The organism is Streptomyces cahuitamycinicus (genome assembly GCF_002891435.1).
GTDB classification, from domain to species: Bacteria; Actinomycetota; Actinomycetes; order Streptomycetales; family Streptomycetaceae; genus Streptomyces; species Streptomyces cahuitamycinicus.
Genome location: NZ_POUC01000010.1, coordinates 13,935 through 32,165, shown reverse-complemented (window position 1 = coordinate 32,165; position 18,231 = coordinate 13,935). Strand labels below are relative to the sequence as shown.

The 18,231-nt window shown below is 67.2% G+C and carries 16 protein-coding genes and 4 pseudogenes; 9 read left to right on the top strand and 11 right to left on the bottom strand.

Annotation, left to right across the window (positions count from 1 at the left end):
• Positions 1 to 758 precede the first annotated feature (758 nt).
• The 4 genes from C1J00_RS44990 to C1J00_RS02825 all read right to left on the bottom strand — a co-directional run bounded on the left by C1J00_RS44990 (position 759) and on the right by C1J00_RS02825 (position 3,748).
• Positions 759 to 896 carry a hypothetical protein gene (locus C1J00_RS44990; protein ID WP_180989376.1) on the bottom strand — a complete coding sequence of 46 codons (138 nt, stop codon included), beginning with the start codon at positions 894 to 896 and terminating at the stop codon, positions 759 to 761.
• Positions 897 to 1,078: 182 nt separating this feature from the next.
• The gene (locus tag C1J00_RS48050) at positions 1,079 to 1,594 is read right to left on the bottom strand and encodes a DUF6256 family protein (RefSeq protein WP_219728311.1); all 516 of its coding nucleotides are present in this window, start codon (positions 1,592 to 1,594) and stop codon (positions 1,079 to 1,081) included.
• A gap of 76 nt (positions 1,595 to 1,670) precedes the next feature.
• A complete protein-coding gene (locus C1J00_RS02830; RefSeq protein WP_102907434.1) occupies positions 1,671 to 3,149 on the bottom strand; it encodes a SulP family inorganic anion transporter in 1,479 nt (492 codons plus the stop codon).
• A gap of 17 nt (positions 3,150 to 3,166) precedes the next feature.
• Positions 3,167 to 3,748 (bottom strand): carbonic anhydrase, encoded by a 582-nt coding sequence (locus C1J00_RS02825; protein WP_102907433.1) that lies wholly within the window; start codon positions 3,746 to 3,748, stop codon positions 3,167 to 3,169.
• Between the two features lie 1,363 nt (positions 3,749 to 5,111).
• Here C1J00_RS02825 and C1J00_RS44985 point away from each other — a divergent pair.
• Together C1J00_RS44985 and C1J00_RS02815 are read left to right on the top strand one after the other, a co-directional pair.
• A complete protein-coding gene (locus C1J00_RS44985; protein WP_180989375.1) occupies positions 5,112 to 5,261 on the top strand; it encodes a hypothetical protein in 150 nt (49 codons plus the stop codon).
• The gene (locus C1J00_RS02815; protein WP_245936160.1) at positions 5,251 to 5,490 is read left to right on the top strand and encodes a BBE domain-containing protein; all 240 of its coding nucleotides are present in this window, start codon (positions 5,251 to 5,253) and stop codon (positions 5,488 to 5,490) included. The genes C1J00_RS44985 and C1J00_RS02815 overlap by 11 nt, the downstream gene beginning before the upstream one ends.
• Positions 5,491 to 5,637: 147 nt before the next feature.
• On the opposite strand, the gene C1J00_RS02810 is transcribed toward C1J00_RS02815, so the two are convergent.
• Positions 5,638 to 5,832: a hypothetical protein gene (locus tag C1J00_RS02810; protein ID WP_146046121.1), complete on the bottom strand. Its 195-nt coding sequence runs from the start codon at positions 5,830 to 5,832 to the stop codon at positions 5,638 to 5,640.
• 131 nt (positions 5,833 to 5,963) lie between these two features.
• On the bottom strand, positions 5,964 to 6,239 hold the full coding sequence (locus C1J00_RS02805) for a hypothetical protein (protein ID WP_102907430.1): 276 nt from the start codon (positions 6,237 to 6,239) through the stop codon (positions 5,964 to 5,966).
• Between the two features lie 457 nt (positions 6,240 to 6,696).
• Here C1J00_RS02805 and C1J00_RS02800 point away from each other — a divergent pair, with 457 nt between their 5' ends.
• From C1J00_RS02800 to C1J00_RS02785, 4 genes and pseudogenes are all read left to right on the top strand, one after another.
• A complete protein-coding gene (locus C1J00_RS02800) occupies positions 6,697 to 7,146 on the top strand; it encodes a DUF4383 domain-containing protein (RefSeq protein ID WP_102907429.1) in 450 nt (149 codons plus the stop codon).
• Positions 7,147 to 7,188: 42 nt separating this feature from the next.
• Positions 7,189 to 7,731 (top strand): annotated as a pseudogene (locus C1J00_RS45845) (MSMEG_6728 family protein).
• 84 nt (positions 7,732 to 7,815) lie between these two features.
• Positions 7,816 to 8,376: pseudogene (locus C1J00_RS02790) on the top strand (BBE domain-containing protein); the annotation flags it as partial.
• Between the two features lie 629 nt (positions 8,377 to 9,005).
• A complete protein-coding gene (locus C1J00_RS02785) occupies positions 9,006 to 9,215 on the top strand; it encodes a hypothetical protein (protein ID WP_102907428.1) in 210 nt (69 codons plus the stop codon).
• 978 nt (positions 9,216 to 10,193) lie between these two features.
• Here the strand turns inward: C1J00_RS02785 and C1J00_RS02780 are convergent.
• Positions 10,194 to 10,377: pseudogene (locus C1J00_RS02780) on the bottom strand (IS982 family transposase); the annotation flags it as partial.
• Between C1J00_RS02780 and C1J00_RS02775 the strand changes: the two are divergent.
• Positions 10,372 to 10,614, top strand: a complete 243-nt coding sequence (locus tag C1J00_RS02775) for a hypothetical protein (protein ID WP_219728310.1) — start codon at positions 10,372 to 10,374, stop codon at positions 10,612 to 10,614. The pseudogene C1J00_RS02780 and the gene C1J00_RS02775 sit on opposite strands and share 6 nt — an antisense overlap.
• Before the next feature lie 90 nt (positions 10,615 to 10,704).
• Here C1J00_RS02775 and C1J00_RS02770 read toward each other — a convergent pair whose 3' ends face one another.
• Genes C1J00_RS02770 through C1J00_RS02755 form a run of 4 tightly spaced genes read right to left on the bottom strand, consistent with a single transcriptional unit; the run spans position 10,705 to position 14,252 of the window.
• Positions 10,705 to 12,012 carry a ferritin-like domain-containing protein gene (locus C1J00_RS02770; RefSeq protein WP_102907427.1) on the bottom strand — a complete coding sequence of 436 codons (1,308 nt, stop codon included), beginning with the start codon at positions 12,010 to 12,012 and terminating at the stop codon, positions 10,705 to 10,707.
• Positions 12,009 to 12,815 (bottom strand): HvfC/BufC N-terminal domain-containing protein, encoded by an 807-nt coding sequence (locus C1J00_RS02765; RefSeq protein WP_180989374.1) that lies wholly within the window; start codon positions 12,813 to 12,815, stop codon positions 12,009 to 12,011. Before C1J00_RS02765 ends, C1J00_RS02770 begins: the two co-directional genes overlap by 4 nt.
• Positions 12,808 to 13,668, bottom strand: coding sequence for an MNIO family bufferin maturase (gene bufB / locus C1J00_RS02760; RefSeq protein ID WP_102907446.1), 861 nt, complete (start codon positions 13,666 to 13,668; stop codon positions 12,808 to 12,810). The genes C1J00_RS02765 and bufB overlap by 8 nt, the downstream gene beginning before the upstream one ends.
• A gap of 11 nt (positions 13,669 to 13,679) precedes the next feature.
• The gene (locus C1J00_RS02755; RefSeq protein ID WP_102907425.1) at positions 13,680 to 14,252 is read right to left on the bottom strand and encodes a hypothetical protein; all 573 of its coding nucleotides are present in this window, start codon (positions 14,250 to 14,252) and stop codon (positions 13,680 to 13,682) included.
• A 458-nt stretch (positions 14,253 to 14,710) separates the two neighbouring features.
• Here C1J00_RS02755 and C1J00_RS02750 point away from each other — a divergent pair, with 458 nt between their 5' ends.
• Both C1J00_RS02750 and C1J00_RS02745 read left to right on the top strand, forming a co-directional pair.
• Positions 14,711 to 16,456: a peroxidase family protein gene (locus C1J00_RS02750; protein ID WP_102907424.1), complete on the top strand. Its 1,746-nt coding sequence runs from the start codon at positions 14,711 to 14,713 to the stop codon at positions 16,454 to 16,456.
• Positions 16,457 to 16,744: 288 nt separating this feature from the next.
• Positions 16,745 to 18,157 (top strand): annotated as a pseudogene (locus C1J00_RS02745) (NF041680 family putative transposase).
• The last annotated feature ends 74 nt before the right edge of the window (positions 18,158 to 18,231 follow it).

The window sequence follows — 18,231 nt, the reverse complement described above, 5'->3', positions numbered from 1 at the left end:
CGGCGCTTGGGCGGGCTCATGTCTCTGACCAGTGCAGATACCTGGTCCCTGGGGTGGTCGTGCGGGTCGTATTGCACCGCTGTTGACCGCTGTTCCCCGTCTTCATGGGCACGCGGAGGGCACGGAACCCCCGAGGGTAGGCAAACGCTGCCGGCGGAGCCACTCCGCGTGGCTCCTCTGGTACGGAGTTGCGCTGCTGAAGCGGCGTTGCGTCTGCGTACGAGTGGTCGCGCCACGGTCACCGCGGAGGCGTGTTGGAGAACGAGGCGGCAGATCCGGCAGGCGGCGGTGACGGGGCGTGGTGTGCCGTAGGAGGTCTGACTGGTGTGCCAAGCGCCGGGGGTCGGCCCCGACAGGGTGGGCGTCCGGGTGTAGGCGGACGAACGGAGCGCTGTCATCTGCTCGCGGGCAGCGGAGCTGTGGCTGACGAGATGCTCTTGGCAATAGCCCTCAGCGACGGCCCAAATCCATGAGTTCTGGCCGCGTATCCCCTCACTCCCGCTGCCCCGGTCCGTCTCCACGTCCGGGGCAGCGGGAGTGGCCTACAAGCCCCCGGGCCACCGTCCTCGGGCGGCAGGCCGATGCCCGCCGGGCGAGGTCCTCCCCTGTCACCCGCCGCGGACATCGTCAACTGGTTGCCAGCTGAAGAGCAGGCGCAGGTCCTCGATGCCTTGGGTGCGATCAGAGGCGGAGTGGGGGCTGTAGATCAATTCGGGCAGAGGGACGAGTATCGCCGACCCGCTTCAGCGTCGGGCAGATCAGCTGCCGTTGCCGCCCTGGTAGCTGTGCGCTGCGCGAAGTTCGGGCAGGCCGGCGGTGATGACCTGTGCGTAGTCGGCCAGGCGGGCGCTACACAGCGCCGCCGGGTCTGGACAGTAGCCCTCGGACGGCGGCATGCCTCGGAATCGGAAGAAGACGAGACATGCCGGACTCTGCGTTGGTAGGCGTGTGTGGTCGGAGCGCCACTCACTGCCGGGGTGGCGGATAGAACCCACGACCTCTTCGCCTCGAATGAGGTCCGATCATGTCGCCTACCTGCTGCGGCTGGAATGTACGCAGGTCAGAGCGTTGATGGTGGTCAGTCTCGGGTGTTGCCGCGGGGGCTTTGGGAGAAGATCTTCTCCCAGATTTCTCCCAAGGCACGGCGGCCCTGCTGCTCCTCCGCTGACTCAGACTGCGTTGCTCGAGCAGGTTTGCGCACGCTCCGGATGGTCAGGTTGGCGGCACACACACGCGGCTCGTCGAGTTGACCGCGAGCGGGCAGCCTGGCGCCGCACACGAGGTTTCGCACGTCACCCCGGCGGGCCGAAGGAGGCTCGGAATCTTGCCCGTGGCGTAGACGATGGCCGACTCGATGCAAACGTCGCAAGGCTGCCTTCCGGCACGAAGCGGACGTCGTCCTTGAGCTTCGCGCGGACGTGGTTCGCGGTAGGGCTGGCCGAGCCGGGAACCGGCCGCCGAGGTACGCGATCGCGATCAGGACCACCTGGCGGACAGGGCCGGGCCAGCCGCGTCTCATGCGGCGACGGTCGGTTCCGCTCAACTGCTCGGGTTCTGTCAACAGGAAGAGCAAGCCGAGGGCCAGGTAGCCCATGACCAAAAGGTGCAGATATGCCCGGCGGAGGCTTGACTGCGCCTCCGCCGGGCGGCAGATCCCTACGGCGAGATCCTCATGGCGTCGTGGCCTCCATCGGTTCGGCGGTCGTGACCTTCACTGGGTCGGTGTCGGGTGCGCTGTGTCGCTCGGCCCAGTTCTCCAGGGCCGTGCGGCAGGCGTGGTCGAGGTGGTGCAGCCCGGACAGGTCCACCTCGATCGGCCGGTCCTGCGGAAGGGCCTCCAGGCTGTCGAGTATCTTCGGCAGCCGCAGGAACGTCGCGTTGCCCGACAGGTACACCTGGATCGGCCCGGTGCCCTTGTCTATGACCTCGGTCTTCAGGTGCGACGCCTCCCAGGCGGTCTTGACTACCGCAAGAGCCAGGCCGATGAGTACCCCCTCGAACATGTTGACCGCGACGATCGACACGGCGGTGACGATGAGGATCAGTGCCTCACCCCTGTGCCCCCGCCACAGCTCCGCGACCTGGCGGAACGGGATGAGTTTCCAGCCCGCGTGCACCAGGATGCCGGCCAGGGCGGGCAGCGGGATCAGCGCCAGCGCAGAGGGCAGCGCGGCGGCGAACAGCAGAAGCCACACACCGTGCAGCACCCGTGACGCCTTCGTCTTCGCGCCCGCCTGGACGTTCGCGGAGCTGCGCACGATCACGGCGGTCATCGGCAGCGCGCCGAGCAGACCGCACACCGTGTTGCCCGCGCCCTGGGCGATCATCTCCTTGTCGTACTGAGTGCGCGGACCGTCGTGCAGCCGGTCCACCGCCGCAGCGCTGAACAGCGACTCGGCCGAGGCGATCAGCGCGAAGGCGATGATGGTGCCCCAGAGGGCCGGGCTGGCGAGCTCCCCGAAGGCGTCGGCTCCGGGCGGCTGAATGACGCCGAGCAGACCCTCCACCTTGACCGTGGCGACGGGCAGGCTGAAGGCGAGCGAGGAGAGAGTGGCCAGCAGTACCGCCGCGAGGGCGCCGGGCACGGACTGCACGGCCTTCGGCAGCTTCTTCCACAGCACGATGACGGCGACGGTGCCCGCGCCGATCGCGAGTGAGGTCAGGGCCTTGGTGCTGCCGAACGCGTCGGTGAACGCCCCGGGCAGGCCCACGATCTTGCCGATCCCGGTCTCCGGCGCCTTCAGGCCCGCCGCCGCGTAGATCTGGCCGGCGATGATCACCAAACCGATGCCGCAGAGCATGCCCTCGACGACGGCGACGGATATCGCCCGGAACCAGCGGCCGATCCCGAAGTAGCCCATGGCCAGCTGGAGCAGCCCGGCCATCAGCACGATCAAGCCGAGCGCGGCCACTCCGAATTCGCTGACGGCCTCGAAGACCAGCACGGTCAGGCCCGCCGCCGGGCCGGACACCTGAAGACTGCTGCCGCGCATCAGCCCGGTGACCTGCCCGCCCACGATGCCGGTGACCAGGCCCAGTTCCGCAGGCACACCGGAGGCGACCGCCACACCGACGCACAGCGGCACGGCGACCAGGAAGACGACGATGGACGCGGCGAAGTCCTGCCGGAGGTAAGGGAACCTCGACATCACAGTCATGGTGTCCCTCACAGCGCCTCGAACGTGTCGGTCGCCGCGCGGTGTTCGCGCACGGCCCCGGTGTGCACCTCGTAGTACCAGCCGTGCAGGCTGAGCTGGCCCGCCTGCAGGCGCTTGTCGATGCAGGGGTAGGAGCGCAGCCGCAGCAGCTGTGTCAGGACGTGGTGCTGCACCGCCTCGGCGACTGTCGGGTCGGCCTTGTCGGAGCACTTGGGCTCGTCCGCGGCGTGCGCGAGCCAGTCCCGCACGGCGGGGACGGCGTCGAGGTCGTCGCCGCGCACCACGGCGCCCACGGCGCCGCAGTGCGAGTGGCCGCAGACCACGATGTGCTGCACGCCGAGGACCTCCACGGCGTACTCGATGGTGGCCGCCTCGCTGGTGGGGCGCTCGGAGGCGTATGGCGGGACGATGTTGCCCGCGGTGCGCAGCTCGAAGAGCTGGCCGGGGCGGGCGCCGGTGATCAGGGCCGGTACGACCCGGGAGTCGGCGCAGGTGATGAACAGGACCTCGGGCGACTGGCCTTCGGCCAGTTTGGCGAACTCCTCAGGGCGCTGTCCGAACGTGCGGGCGTTGTCGATGAGGGGCTGCATGATGTGGTGACTCCTCCTGGCGCGCCGTAGCGGCGCGTCGGACGGGCAAGGACAGGTGTGTGTGGGGGGCTGCTCTGCTGGTCAGCAGCGGAACACCTGAAGTGCCGCCGGACAGTGGGATGTCGAGGATGTCGACGTGCTGTGGTGCGCGGTACGGGGTGTGCCCGGCTCGCCCATCTTCGAGGCCCCCTGCCTCAGGCGTGGACGGTCCGGTGTTTCGGGCGCGCAGTCGGCGGCAGTGCGGTGCCGGTCGCCGGTGCCCAGGGGACCGGTCGGGTCCCCGTGGCGGCCGGCGTCCCGGCAGGTGGCGATCTCGTACCGCAGCGCCTTCCCGGAGGGCTTGATTCCGGGCTGGCTCTTGGCCGCGGCGTGACGGGCCGTGTGCGCGGATGCGAAGGATGCGGTGGACACGAAAACCTGAAGGCCGAGCAGGACTGCGGCCAGGAGCGACACCACGGTCCGGGGTGTCACACCTCGGAACATGAGCCTCCCTCCAGGTAATTCACGGTTCTAGCGCATGCCAACGCTTGGTCAATGATCAGCCAAGAAACACAATAACCCTGCAAAATCCCTTTGCAGGGTTAACTCAAGGTTTCGACTTGAAGAGAACCTGAAGAGCGTGTCCAGGTGGCGTGAACTGGCCCTTGATGTCGTGAAGTTGGTCAGCCAGGCCGTCCTGCATCACGCGCACTGCCCTCTCGCGCCGGTCAGGGCAGATGTGACTTGAGCGGTCAAGGGAGGGGGTGCGGCGTCGAAGGGCCGCAACTTCCGCCACGGAGACCTGTGGGAGCGTCGGTGATGTTCCTCACCAGCCGCCCGTTCGAGCCCGCCGGTACGCCCGCCGTCTTCCAGCTTGGGGTGGAGTGATCTTCTCGTACTGCCCATGCGCTCTCGTGGTCGACCGCGAAGGAGTCCTGTTCGAGTTGGTTGTGCTGCGGCGGGCCGCGGGGAGTGGCGTTGAGGGAAGCGAGCCGGTCGGGATGGACCGGATCGTCGTGTTCCATGGCGGCTTGTCTGGAGGGCGGGCTCGGGGCTGTTGCCCGCCCGCGACGCCCCCGGCCCGGGCACGCCCCGACTCACCGCTGCCGGTTCCGGTGCCTGGGCCCGTGTGGAGGAGTGCCGCCACATCCTCGAAGGTTGGGCTCGGCTGCACGCTGGCCCGACTCACTGACGAGCGGCGCAAGGCGGGCCAGGTACGACTGACGACGTTCGGCCCGGGTGGCGCGACTCACTCTGGTACGGGCGCCGTTCGCGTCGAGGTATCTGCCGTCGTAGAACACCCTTTCGGCGACGTCTGTCACCTGGTCGGGGCTCATCGGGTGGTCAGGTCAGCTGTCAGCCGCACAAGCTGTGGTCGTCGCTGATGTCGGCGGTCAACCGCATGTCCGGCAGGTCGCTGACAGAGACCCCGACCGGCAGCGATGACCGACGCCGGATGGTGCTCCGGCTCGCCGCGCTCGGCTGGCGGGACGTCGGCGACAATCTCGGCCTGATCCGCATGGCTGCCCGATGAGTCGGGCGAGCACGCCGCAGCCGAGACCGCGTGGGCCCGGCGGTTCCTCCACGCCCTTCAGCCGCACCACGCAGGCAGCGTCTACGTCAACTTCCTTGATTCCGACGACGGCACCAGCCGTGTCCGAGAGGCATACGGCGAGCGCATCTATCGACGACTGGCCGAGATCAAGGCCAAGTACGACCCCGACAACACCTTCCGCCACAACAAGAACATTCACCCTGGCTGAGCGGGGCCGGCGACGATCGATGCCGGATCGTGGACCCGCATGCTCGGAACGAGTGGTTGAGCCTGGAACCAAGATGGGAGGCACGGCCCGGAAAAGCGGGGTCATGACAGGCGGTGGCTGGTTCTGCGGGAGACAGCGACGGTCAGTTCACTCCGCTGTCGCGCAGTTCACGGCGCAGCCGGGCCCGATCTCGTCGAGGGTATTGCCGGCGACGTGAGCGCGAATCGGGCCAGCCCGCTCTGATTGGCTTTCGTCCTCGTACAGATGGTTCCGGCCTTCGGCCAAGCGTTCCACTGCGGCGTTGTCGAGATCTTTGAACGGCTGAAAGTTGTTGTGGTCCACGATGATTTGGAAGGTGCACTGGCCCATGCGGGCCGCTGCTGCAAACGTTCGTCACTTTCCATGGGGCTGGATGTGCGGTGGTGCCCGCCTGGGCAGGCACCACTAGGGAGACTTCGGCTACGCAGCCCTTCTCAGCTGGCTTCCCTACGCTCCCGGAACTCATGCACGCTGGCGGTGAGGGTGCCGTCTTGCTGCTCGTAATGGGACAGGGCGAGACCGAGGCCGAAGAACGTGGGAGCCCACTCGCCCACGAAGAGGCCCCACCGGTCGGCGCGGGCGAGTCCGGTGCCGGGTTCGGCTTTGAGGCTTGTCACCCAGGCGGCGACTGTGAGGCCGATCGAGGTGAATGCGGCCATGTAGGCGTGCTCGCTTCGGACGCCCATCTCGTGCATTCTCTTGACGATCATGGTGTTCTCCGAGTCATAGGCCGGTAGTGGGGGTGGTTTGCGGTCCTCGCGTTGCGGGCCGCACACCGGGGTGAGTCCGAGCCGGTCGGCATTTCTGCATACGCACGCCGTCGTCGTCCTCCCGCCTATTTGCAACAGCGCCATCGCTCCCTGAGCCGCGTCAGCGGTAGCCAGAACCTCAGCAGGCGCTGCCGCACCTGCGAGTGCCCGCTTTTTGATGCAGCATCCGCGCTCCGGGGAATCGGTGCCATTTTCTGGTTGTGGCGTCAATATTCCGTGGGCTCCATCAGGTGGACTTCAGTCGGCCGTGAAGACCCGAGCGTGGTCTGGTGTCGACCGGACCGGCGTGCACCGAGTTCACGGTCGACCAGGTGGTGTTTTGCGTCAGGCGTGGTACTCGTCGGCAAGGTTGCTTCCTTCTGCTGACTCACCGGTACGACGTAAGGACCGAAATGCCATGACCAAACTTACACGCGCAACCGCCCGAGGCCCTGTGCAGCAGGCCGCGATGCTGGTGGGTGCCATATTCCTCCTGGTGGGCATACTGGGCTTCATTCCCGGAATCACCACGAGTTACGGCTCGATGGAATTTGCATCGCACGAGTCAGGTGCCAAGCTGTTGGGGATCTTCCAGATTTCCGTCCTGCACAACCTCGTCCACCTGGCCTACGGCGTGGTCGGCCTGGTGATGGCCCGCACCGCTTCGGCTGCGTATTCCTATCTGCTGGTCGGCGGGGCCATCTACCTGGTGCTGTGGATCTATGGGTTGGCCGTCGGTCACGACACCGACGCCAACTTCGTGCCTCTCAACACTGCCGACGACTGGCTTCACTTCGCACTGGGCATCCTCATGATCGGCCTTGCGCTTCTTCTCAGCCGACGCAGCCCCGGCCGCGGAGATCGGTAAGGACTTCAGAAATAGAAGCCCTCGCCTGACAGAGGTGACGGCGTGCAGATTTTCCTCGGCCCTGGTCATGGGTCTCGCCGAGTTGGGAATCACTGGGTCGAGGCACTGCAGGTCCTTCGTGGGCTCGTCGTGCCCGGTTACGGGTGGCGCCACCATCCAGCAGTGCGGATGTGGTCCGGATACGAGGAAGCGCTGGTCCGATATGGCTGGAAGTCAGCAGGGTATGGCGTGAACACGGCCATTAGGACCGCTGTGCGGCCGCACTGGTCGCTGATCTCCTTGCAGCCCGTCCCGGTGCATCAGTTCGTCGGCGCGTCGGCGGTAGCTGGAGAAGAGCCTCCTGGGCTCGGTGACTGCCGTTCACCGCAGCCACCGGTCGGCGCTGGTGCGCAAGGACCCGGACACCTACGCACTGCTCTTCCTCGATATGTCGAAAGCCTGCCATACCTTTGGCCGGCGTCGGACCGTCCGGGCGACCCGCTGACCCGGTGTCGATGGCTCAGTAGGTTAAGTTCATGCCGCGGGGGTCGGCGGAGCGTAGCTGGGCGGCCAAGGTGCTGGTGTCTTTGCGGCGATCGTCGGTGAGTTCGGCGACCTATGCGTTGACGCGCATTTCACCGTCCGGTTCGGCAGGTGGCGTCCGCGCGCTGCCCGGGCGACCTCGCCGCCGACCGCCTGGAACAGGTACTCGCCGTGGTGAACGAGCCGGCGCCGCCCGCCTTCCACTTCACCACCCCCATGCCCTACCCCGGGCTGCAGGCCATGTTCGACACGCTGATCCCCAAGGGTGTGCAGTGGTACTGGCGCGGCGACTTCTTCGACACCGTCTCTGACGGCGCCATCGACGTACACCACAGGTTCGGGGGGAACATCCCGACGGACCTGTCGACCATGCACCTGTACCCGGTGGACGGGGCGGCTCACCGGGTCGGAGCCGAGGACACCGCCTGGGCCTACCGTGACGCCGTCTGGTCGGGAGTGATCGGCGGCATCGACCCCGACCCCGCCAACGCCGAGCTGATCCGCCAGTTGTGCGTCGACTACTGGACCGCTCTGCACCCGCACTCCATGGGCGGCTCCTACGTCAACTTCATCGGCGCCCAGGAGAGCGCGGAACGCGTCCGTGCCACCTACCGGGGGCACTACGATTGGCTGGCCTCGGTCAAGAGTGCCTACGACCCGGACAACCTGTTCCACGCGAACCAGAACATCCCGCCCGTCCCGGGCTGACGGCACGGATCACCGACCGTACGGCCGCGTGCCGCACCGCCGCGACGACCGAAACTCAGTGCGGAGTGCCGCGCGTGCATGCGTCGACGGCTGGCATAGCGCAGGAACTGCCGCGTCGGCGACGATCCTCGTACGGACCCGACTGCCGGAAGGACGTCGTCCCAGGGCCAGTGTCGTGGCCACCGGCCATCAGCGATGCCGCCTGCGGCGATGACTGAGGCGCAGTGACCTTCTGGCTTCATAAAACCTGCACATGGCAGCCGCAGAGACGTGGCGAAGCACAGGGGACCCGCTCATGAGCCTGCCACATGACGCTCGGTTCGTGTGGAGTGTCCCGTTCGACGGCTCGGCCGCGACAGCAGACGGTTCCCGGTGTCGTGTGGTTCGTGGAGAGGCTGTCCCCGAGTCGTGTGCGGGCCTGCACGGACGTGTCGCCTGTTCGTTCAACTGCTGTGATGTGTAAGCCGGTCAATTGGATACCCGGCGTGCTCCGTGCTTTCATCCTCGGCACCGCAGGGCCTGCGCGACGGTCTCCGGAACGGAGGTCGCAGGCCCCTCGGCCGAGACCCGCGTCTGTCTTCAGCGGGGCCGCCCCCTTGTGGATCATCCATACGAAGGGAAGTTTCCTCATGAACTCCGCTCCCCAGGTTGAGACCGTTGAGATCTCCGACGCCGAGCTCGACAACGTCTCCGGCGGCCTGAACCCGCACGTCGGCCTCGTCGTCGGCCCCACGGCGGTCAGCAGCGCTGATGTCCTGGCCCAGATCGACGGCGTCAAGAACGAGACCCTGGGTGCCGCCGGCCAGTACCACCACGCCAGCGTCAGCGCCTCCCTCTGATCGACGGTCTGAACGCCGGTCGGTGAGCCCCTTCCCATCTGGCGGTGTCGTGGGGCGCGTTGGCGGATTCAGGCCGCACGCCTAGGCGAAGCTCCTGGCAGTAGTGGGTTCTTGACTGAGGATCCCTTGTGTCTGCCAGGAGCTTCGCGTGCTTGTTTGGCGCGGCCCTCAGCAGGGCCAAGCCCATCAAGACGGTCAAGCCCGATAAGTCGTAACTCTCCGGGGCGGTATGCCCCGCGTGCACGGTCAGGTGTGACGGATCAGATCCGTAGTGCGCTGTAGGAAACGACCCGATCACCAGGGTCAAGGGGTCCGCCCTCTGTGGAGGGGGCTGCGGGCTCCGACGTGCAGGGGCAGGCTCGGTACCCCCCCGTGACGGGTCTACCCCTGCACGAACATGAGGCCGACCCTGGGGGACCAGCTGTGCCGCGGCACCCGTGCCTTCTCGGCGGGCAGGATGGCGAAGCGCGATCGAGTCCACCAAGTGGCCATCGCTACACCACCTCGGTGGACGTGACCCAGCGCCTGCTGCGCTCCTGGCAGGTTCGCCGGGTGCCGACGTGCCGGACATGAACTTCCTCGGGTGTCCCGTGACCTGCCTCGGCGTGGCTCATCGTCTCTCCTTGCTCCAGGGCGGACAACCCCGCCTGGGTGTCATCGCTGAGGAGGCACCATCGCGGCTCGAAGCCGACGCAGCTCGTGGAGCTGTCGAGATGCCCCGAGAGAAACGCCCGGTCAACCAGCTGCTGTGACGCAGTGCGCTCTGTGTGCGCTGAATGCGGTGACGGGTCGGCGTGTGTTTCGTGGGGCTGCCACGCAGACGGACAGCGGCCGGAGCAAGCGGGTGCGGGGACGGGGACATGGTGCTGGTCTCGGAGCGGTATCGGCTGCAGGAGCGCCTCGGCCGGGGCGGCATGGGCGATGTCTGGCGCGCCGTGGACGATGCTTTGGGTCGGACGGTGGCTGTCAAGCGCAGGCCGGGCGCTGCGGCAGATACGGGAACATTTCGTGCAGGTGGGCGTGGGCGAAGCACAGCCGGCGGGCCTCGCAGTGGCAGCCCAGCACGGCCTGGGCCACCGCCCCAGGGTCACCAGCTCGGCATCGGTCAGCCGCGGCGGACGCCCACGCCGCCGCAGGTCTTCAAACGGTCATCGACATGCACGGGCGGCGTTTTCCCTCCTCCCGGCTGGCCCGGGCACTGGTCACTGCCCTGCGTGAGATCCGCGAACGACTCTTGTCACCCCGGCGGTTGCGCTCCAGCCCGCGCGTCATCAAACGCAAGATGTCCAACTGGAAGCTCAAACGCGCCAAGCACCACAACCCGCCCCGGCCGGACACTCCACACGTGACCCTGGGCGGGCCGATCAAGGCCAAGCCGACCCGCCGGAAGGCAACCTAAATCACCGGTATTGCGTCTAGCCCCGCGCTTCTCAGTGGAGGCCGCGAATGGCCCGCTCGCGATCGATGCGAGCGGGCTCATCCACGTGTCTCACAGTTCGTCGGGCAGCTTGCCGATCAGCCAGCGGACGCTGTTGTCACCGCCGAGCTGGGGGAAGTGAACCATGGCGGCGTCGCACAGGTCCATGAGGTGCTTCTTCTTCCCGGTCTCGGGCAGTTCGTGGAACTCGAAGGTCGGACCAGCATTCGTGATGACGGCCGGACCAGGACCCATGGTGGCGGCCGCGTCAGCATGCACGGTCGGGCCCAGGCGCGTGCCGCTCGACTGGTCGATGTCGACCCGGGTGGCGACCATGGTCTGCGCCACCGTCACCAGGATGCCCTGCATCGCCGAGATGAAGGTGCGCTCGTAGTGGTAGCGCGGGTTGTCCTGCCCCGGGGTCAGGTCCTCGCGCGAGGTCGTGTAGACCATGTCGATCATGTACAGCACGTAGGAGTACACCGCGTTGAAGAGGGTGTTGATGCTGCGGACCCTCTCATCGTCGCGGTAGATCTCTGCTGTCGGGTTGGTGGGCAGTGGCCAGACCGGGCCGATGGGTTCGACGCCGTCCGCGATGCGCTTGAACTTGATGTAGTGCGGCATCTCGTCCAGGCCGGGAACGGGCTTCAGCGGGTCGATGGGGACGGTGAGCATGTCGGGCGAGGCTCCCTCGCCCTGCTCGACGATGGTCTTCAGAGCCTCCTGGGCGGTCTCCAGGTCCTTGATCGCGACCGGCTCGCCGCCGCCGTCCTTGTTCCAGTAGGCCGTGATGTACTGGAGGTGCGGCTTGTTCTGCTTCCAGAGGTCGGGCGTCGTGTCATTGAGGGTCTTGAGCCCCTTGCCGACGGCCGCGTAGAACTCGCCGATGGTGGCGTACCACCCGTCGGGCACCACTCCCGCACCAATGGCCGGCGAGGGCCGCTCGAACTCCATGAAGACGTCCCGGACCAGTTCCTTGGTACACGGGCCCAGGTCGAGGACGAGCGGTGGCAAGCGGTGCAGCATGTACGACGGGTACGTCGGTGCGAAGTCCTTCCTGTAGAAGCTGATCTCGTCGCCCTTGCCCAGGGCCACAAGAAGGTTGCGGACGAGGCACAGGTGCAGCATCTCCTCCACGACGATGCTGCGGATCAGCCGGAAGGCTCCCATCCCAGGGTCCCACTGGGAGTAGCCGCGCGAGGCGATGGAGAAGGACGGGTAGAGGTACATGGGGATGGTGGACATCTCCAGGTAGGCGGCCTGCTTCAGGTGCTTGACCAGGTCGTCCAGCGTCTCGATGGGCCTCCTGGTGTCGACCTTCGTCTCCGGGTTCGTGAGGATGAGGGGGGTAGCGGCCTCGCGTGGAGCGGTGACGGTCATGGTGTTCGTCTCCTGGATTCGGGGGTTGGGTGAGTGGTGTCGGTCAGCAGCCAGCCGTCGGCCGTCCACCGGTGGAGGAGGCGTGCGGTTCCCTCCTCGTCCAGGCCCGCTGCGGCGGCCGCCGTACGGACCGGCCGGCCTTCCCGAAGGAGGGTCAGGAACTGGTGTGCTGCCTGGTCCAGTTCGGTGGCAGTGACGATGTAGTTCCGGCGTGACAGCGCGAGCCGTACCGGCCTCGGCGCCGGGGGCGCGGGTTCGAGGCCCCGGCGGACGGCTGCCGCGTAGGTGTGCACGGGCGCGCTCAGGGTCAACAGCCGCAGGCAGGGCGCCGGGCGCACCTCGCCGGGTGGAACCGCGTGGCTGTCGCGCACAGCCTCGGTACCGGGGCCGTCGTACACCTCGGCGAACGCCCGTTCGTAGCGCGCGAGATCGATGACCACGTCGATCCACGCCTCGCGCCGATCGGCTGGCCGCTCCCGGTCGGGGCGGTGGTCGGCGAGGAAATCGGCGAAGTGCCGGTCGAGTTCGAAGAGGGTATAGGAACGGGAGGGGCGGGCGTCCAGGTAGTCCACGGCGAAGTCGTCGAAGACCTCCTCGCCGAGCAGCGCCCGCAGGCCCGAGTGGAGCCCGCGCATCGCCTCCAGCAGCCGCAGCCGGTAGCCGCCCCGGTAGACGTCCAGGCACTGTGCGGGAGCCAGCCGGGCCGCCGGCGCCAGCAACTGCGCGCGTTGTCCCTCCCTCGGGCCGAGGATCGCCTGCTGGAGCCAGCGCTGTGCCTCGTCCAGGCCGGGCGCGCTAGCCACGGCCCACCGGGAGCGCAGCCGCGTTCTCGATGTACGGACGGGCCTTGTCCAGTTCGGCGAGCAGGTCGGGCAGCGGCGGGATGCGGTCGTCCCATTCGAGCAGGGTGGGCACCGGGCCAGTGAGGGAGGTCGCCAACTCGTAGAGCTGCCAGACCGGTTCTGCCACGGGCTGGTCGTGTGTGTCGATGATGTGGGTGCCGAGGTGGGTGTGGCCGGCGAGGTGGATCTGCACGATCCGGTCGGCCGGTAGTGCCCGCAGGTACTCCTCGGGGTCGAAGCCGTGGTTGACGGCGGAGACGTAGACGTTGTTGACGTCGAGCAGCAGGCCGCAACCGGAGTCCGCGGCCAGGCGGGCGATGAACTCCCACTCGGGCATGGTCGCGCCGGCGAACATCGCGTACGTGCTCGGGTTCTCCAGCACCAGTGGCCGTTCCAGCACGTCCTGGACCGTACGCACCCGGCGCACCAGGTGGGCGAGCGCTTCCTCGCTGAAGGGCACCGGCAGCAGGTCGTGCGTGTTGACTCCGGCCACGCCGGTCCAGCAGACGTGGTCGGAGACCCAGCGGGTTCTCGTGGCGTCGGCCAGGCGGCGCAGCCGGTCCAGGTACCCGAGGTCGAGCGGGTCGGTGCTGCCGATGGACAGCGAGACGCCGTGCATGACGATCGGGTAGCGCTCGGCGATCCGGTCCAGGGCGTGACGCGGGTAGCCGCCGGAGTCCATGAAGTTCTCGGAGATGATCTCGAACCAGCCCACTTCCGGCCAGGTGTCCAGCACCTGAGCCAGATGGGGGAACCGAAGCCCCAGCCCGAGGCCCAGACCGGACGATCCGGGAACCGGCGACGTGTCCGGCATGCGGCGTGCGGTCACGAGTCGGACGGACTCATGGGGCCGGCCGGCGTCTCATAGCTGGGGACGAGGGCGTCCGGGTAGCCCTCGCCGGGAGCGGGGCCGAAGGGGATGCCGGCCTCGAACATGCGCTGCTCGAAGATCTTGCGGGCCCGCTTCCAGACGCTGGTCCCGCGGTAGGGGCCGGCCGCGTGCACCCGGCTCTCGTTGATCGGGCTGGCACAGCTGCCGTTCCAGCGGCAGTTCTGGTCACCGGGTTTGGCCTGCTCGGCGTCGGACCCGGAGTAGCCGCAGCCTCCCTGCCGGCGACACTCGTTGGCGCCATGGCAGACGTGGAAGACGGTGGCACACTCCCCCATGCCCGCCATCTCCCCCGTCTTGCGGACGCCGTGGCCCTTGCAGGCGTTCAGTCCCATGCACACGTGCAGCTCGACCGCTTCCTGTAGTTCGGCCGGCGGGATACGGAGCGGGCCCGCCTCCACGGCCTCCAGGTGTTTCTGCCGACCGGCATCGCCGCCGAGCAGAAGCGGGGCGATGTCCTCGATGTTGGCGAGGTGGCGGTGTCCGTTGCCTTGCTGTTCGGGTTCCATGACGTTCTCCTCGTGAGTCGCGCACAGTGGCCCCGCCACCGGGTGGTGCGAGGCAGAACAGCAGCATTGATCACGTTGCGCAATCTTTCAAACACGGAGGGTGTTGACTTTGTGGCATGGCGGGGGCATGCCCGGCGCGCGTCTGCAGCCGAACGCCACCCGATCGGGTGGCCGCCCCGCGCCCTGTCCGAGTCGCCAAGGGGCTGGAGGAGACTTCCGGGCGAACGGTCCGGAGGGATCTGTGGAGCCATCTGGCGGTAGGCCCCAGGCGAGTACGGGACACGCCACCGGACCGGTGCTCCAATGAACAGGCGGCGCAAGGGCCAACCTGCCACCTGTACTGACTCCTCAGGGCATGACGCCCTCAAGCGCCGGCGCCCGCAAGATCACCTCAACCTCTACGCGGAGACGCTCTCCGATCCGGGAGAACCTCACGATGGACAGCACCGAATCCCAAGATGTGGCACTTCGCACCGCCGATCTCCAGCAGCGAATACTCGACCAGTTGCTCGGGAACGGCGACGACCACCCCCCCGCTCGGCCTGGTGGACGGCCCCTTCGCGCAGACCACCTACACGGATCACGGATGCCCGCTCCGGCTGGCGACGGACGGTGCCGGTGCGGCCGGGGTGGCCCAGCAGCCGCCTGTGACCGATACGAGTTACTACCAGTGGCTCTTCCCGGACCTGGCCGGGTTCTGCCCGGACGACGCGGCCATCAAGAAGCTCGGTGCGCCCTGCGGTCCGATGGACAACAATCCGCCGACGGGCTTGAACACCATGTGCAGCCAGCTCGGCCCCCCGGTCAGCTTGTTCAACCACGCGAGCGCAATTCCACCCCTGACCTCCCCCCGGAACCCCGCGAAAGAAGGAATTCCGGCGGGTTACACCTACCTGGGGCAGTTCCTTGACCACAACATTACGTTCCAGGCCGATGCGACGTTCGACACGAACACGCCCGGGACCACAGCGAACTACCGCAGTGCCCGCATCGACCTGGAGCACGTTTACGGGCTTGGTCCGCAGACCCAGGCGTTCCAGTACTACGACATCAACCAAACCGGAAAGTTCTGGATCGATCCGGACCGCGAATTCGACGTCCCGCGCAACCCCCAAGGCTGCCCGATCATCGCGGATCCGCGCAACGACAACACCATCATCACCATCCAGCTGCACCTGGCCTTCATGAAGTTCCACAACGCGGTGGTGGATCTCATGAGAGGATCGGTCGATGACCTCCTCCTCTTCAGCCAGGCGAAAAAAAGGGTCGTGTGGCACTACCAGTGGATGATTCTGAACGACTGGCTGCCGAGGATCATCAGGGAAACGGTCCACGCGCAGATCATGAGCCAGGGACCGCAGTTCTACGAGCCCGTCCCAGGGCAGCCCCTGCTCCTGCCGGTGGAGTTCAGCGTCGCCTGCTACCGACTGCACTCCCTGGTGCTGGAGACCTACGCGCTCAATGACAGCAAAAGTGGACACATCTTCAACTTCCGAAAGCCCTTCGCCGCGCTGTCTCGCGACGAGGTCATCGACTGGACGCGTTTTTTCGCGATCCCGCGCTCGACCTCCGACACTCAGGGAAAGAGATTCCCTCAGTGGGCGAAGAGATTCGATGCCAAAATCGTCCACGCCTTCCTGCAGATGCCGGGGCCGATCGACAATCCGTTGCTCTGGATCGACAACCCGGAAATGAGCGAGCCGCTACCCAAAGACCCGAGCCAGAAATACGTCCCCTTGCGGTCCATCGCCATCCGCAACATGCTCCGGGCAAATTCTTTCGAACGCACCGCACAGGACGCCCCCAACCTTTCCCCCAACAGCCGCAAGGGCCTGCCATCCGGTCAGGATCTGGCCCGTAGAGTGCGCACCAAGTACCCGCAAGAGCCTGCCAAGGTATACGACAACTACCAGATCGGTATCCCGGAGGATTGGTACCCGGCCGACAAGGCTCCGCTGTGGTTCTACGCGCTCCGGGAAGGTGCCATCCAAGAGGAATGCCCTGACATCGGAAGTCTCAAGCTCGGCACCCTGGCCAGCGTCATCGTCGGAGAGGTCCTCTACGGTCTGGTCGCGGCAGACCCGGGATCCTACCTCGCCTACAACCAGGGGAAGAATGAGAAGGATCAGTGGAAGCCGAACCTGGGGCTGCAACCCGGCACCTTCTACATGTCCGATCTCTTCCGGGTAGCCGGTCTCGCATGATCGGCGGATTGGGAAGTCGGCCCCGCTTCACCGCCTGAACGGCGCGGTCAGGGCAGCCCACAACCCGCAACACCGTTGAACGGTCCATCAACAAGCTCAAGCACGCCAGAGCGGTCGCCACCAGTTACTTGGTGTTTAACCTCGGCCGTTCACCTGACCCGCTGATCTTGGTTCGTTCTCGGGACAACAGGGCGGCCGTTCTTCACGCTTCGAGGTGTCGAGCAACGTCACGCGAAGGAACGGCCGCTGGTGAAGAGTCTCGCCGCTGAACAGTCCACTGACGCCGCGTTGGACGTCCTGTCCCACTTTCGTGTCGAGTTCTACGACTGCCTCTACACCCGGGCGGATGCGCTCTTCGAGCTCACCGACGCGGTGCTGTGCTCGGACGGCCCGGTGACGTCGCTGGTCGAGTTGACGCTCACGGCCGAGCACCGGCGCGGGCACGGGGCAATGTACGACGCGGTCAATCACGGCTGGCTGGAGCCGCGCCGCCTGCGCAGGCTGCTGGCCGCCACCCCGCTGCCGCGCGCCGCCGTACGGGCGGATCGTCCTCACCGTCGACGTGAGCAACTGGCTGCGTCCCGACGCCCCCACCAGCCCGGAGTTGCTGTTCTGCCACGTCTACGGGCGGGGCCGCAGCGCGGATCAGTTCATCCCCGGCTGGCCCTACTCCTTCGTCGCCGCCCTGGAGACGGGACGCACGTCCTGGACGGCCGTGCTGGACGCGATCCGGCTGGGGCCGTCCGACGATGCCACCGCGGTGACCGCCACCCAGCTGTGCGAGGTGGTCACCCGGCTGGTGCACGCCGGGCAGTGGCGGCCGGGCGACGCGGACATCCTCGTCGTCATGGACACCGGCTACGACGTCACCCGCCTCGCCTACGTCCTGGCCGACCTGCCCGTCGAGCTGGTCGGCCGGCTGCGCTCGGACAGGGTCATGCTCCGGGATGCCGGACCGCGTCGCTCCACCCCGCGTGGCGGGCACCCCGCAAGCACGGCGGCGTCCTCACCTTCTCCAAGCCGGAGTCCTGGCACACCCCCGACCAGGCCACGACGTGCGACACCACCCGCTACGGCACGGCCGAAGCCCTCGCCTGGGACCGGATGCACCCCCGATTGCAGGCCCGTGGCCCCTGGCTCGACCACTGCGGTGAACTCCCTTTGATCCATGGCACGTTGATCCGGCTGAAGGTCGAGCACCTGCCCGGCGACCGCGACCCCAAGCCGGTGTGGCTGTGGTCCTCGCGCACCGGCATGGCCGGCGCAGACGTCGACGTGCGCTGGCAGGCGTTCCTCCGCCGATTCGATCTTGAACACACCTTCCGGCTGTTCAAGCAGACCCTGGGCTGGACCGTCCCCAAGGTCCGTGATCCGCACACGGCCGACCTGTGGACCTGGCTGATCATCGCCGCCCACACCCAACTCCGCCTCGCCCGCCCCCTCGCCGAGGACATCCGCCGGCCCTGGGAACGGCCCTCCGAGCCACGCCGGCTCACCCCTGCCCGGGTTCGCCGGGGGTTCCGCCACCTCCGCTTGAAGACCGCCGGTCCCGCCGACGTGCCCAGACCCTCCAAGCTCGGACCCGGCCGCCCACCCGGCTCGAAGAACCGCAGGCCAGCCCCACGTCACGAGCCTGGGAAGACCGTGAAACGAATCGAAACCCTCACCGAACACGTCCGCCTGAAACAGCAGCGAGGTTAATGATCAAGCTTAGGGCACGCAGTGGGCACGCCACCCTCAAGTTGGACTAGACAATAAACAAACCCCAGGCCACT

What these genes read in the sequence shown, in the direction of transcription:
- C1J00_RS44990 (WP_180989376.1), bottom strand. Translation starts at nt 896, where the DNA reads ATGCCGCCGTCCGAGGGCTACTGTCCAGACCCGGCGGCGCTGTGTAGC.
- C1J00_RS48050 (WP_219728311.1), bottom strand. Translation starts at nt 1,594, where the DNA reads ATGGGCTACCTGGCCCTCGGCTTGCTCTTCCTGTTGACAGAACCCGAG.
- C1J00_RS02830 (WP_102907434.1), bottom strand. Translation starts at nt 3,149, where the DNA reads ATGTCGAGGTTCCCTTACCTCCGGCAGGACTTCGCCGCGTCCATCGTC.
- C1J00_RS02825 (WP_102907433.1), bottom strand. Translation starts at nt 3,748, where the DNA reads ATGCAGCCCCTCATCGACAACGCCCGCACGTTCGGACAGCGCCCTGAG.
- C1J00_RS44985 (WP_180989375.1), top strand. Translation starts at nt 5,112, where the DNA reads ATGTCGGCGGTCAACCGCATGTCCGGCAGGTCGCTGACAGAGACCCCG.
- C1J00_RS02805 (WP_102907430.1), bottom strand. Translation starts at nt 6,239, where the DNA reads ATGATCGTCAAGAGAATGCACGAGATGGGCGTCCGAAGCGAGCACGCC.
- C1J00_RS02800 (WP_102907429.1), top strand. Translation starts at nt 6,697, where the DNA reads ATGACCAAACTTACACGCGCAACCGCCCGAGGCCCTGTGCAGCAGGCC.
- C1J00_RS02785 (WP_102907428.1), top strand. Translation starts at nt 9,006, where the DNA reads ATGAACTCCGCTCCCCAGGTTGAGACCGTTGAGATCTCCGACGCCGAG.
- C1J00_RS02775 (WP_219728310.1), top strand. Translation starts at nt 10,372, where the DNA reads ATGCACGGGCGGCGTTTTCCCTCCTCCCGGCTGGCCCGGGCACTGGTC.
- C1J00_RS02770 (WP_102907427.1), bottom strand. Translation starts at nt 12,012, where the DNA reads ATGACCGTCACCGCTCCACGCGAGGCCGCTACCCCCCTCATCCTCACG.
- bufB (WP_102907446.1), bottom strand. Translation starts at nt 13,668, where the DNA reads ATGCCGGACACGTCGCCGGTTCCCGGATCGTCCGGTCTGGGCCTCGGG.
- C1J00_RS02755 (WP_102907425.1), bottom strand. Translation starts at nt 14,252, where the DNA reads ATGGAACCCGAACAGCAAGGCAACGGACACCGCCACCTCGCCAACATC.
- C1J00_RS02750 (WP_102907424.1), top strand. Translation starts at nt 14,711, where the DNA reads ATGTGGCACTTCGCACCGCCGATCTCCAGCAGCGAATACTCGACCAGT.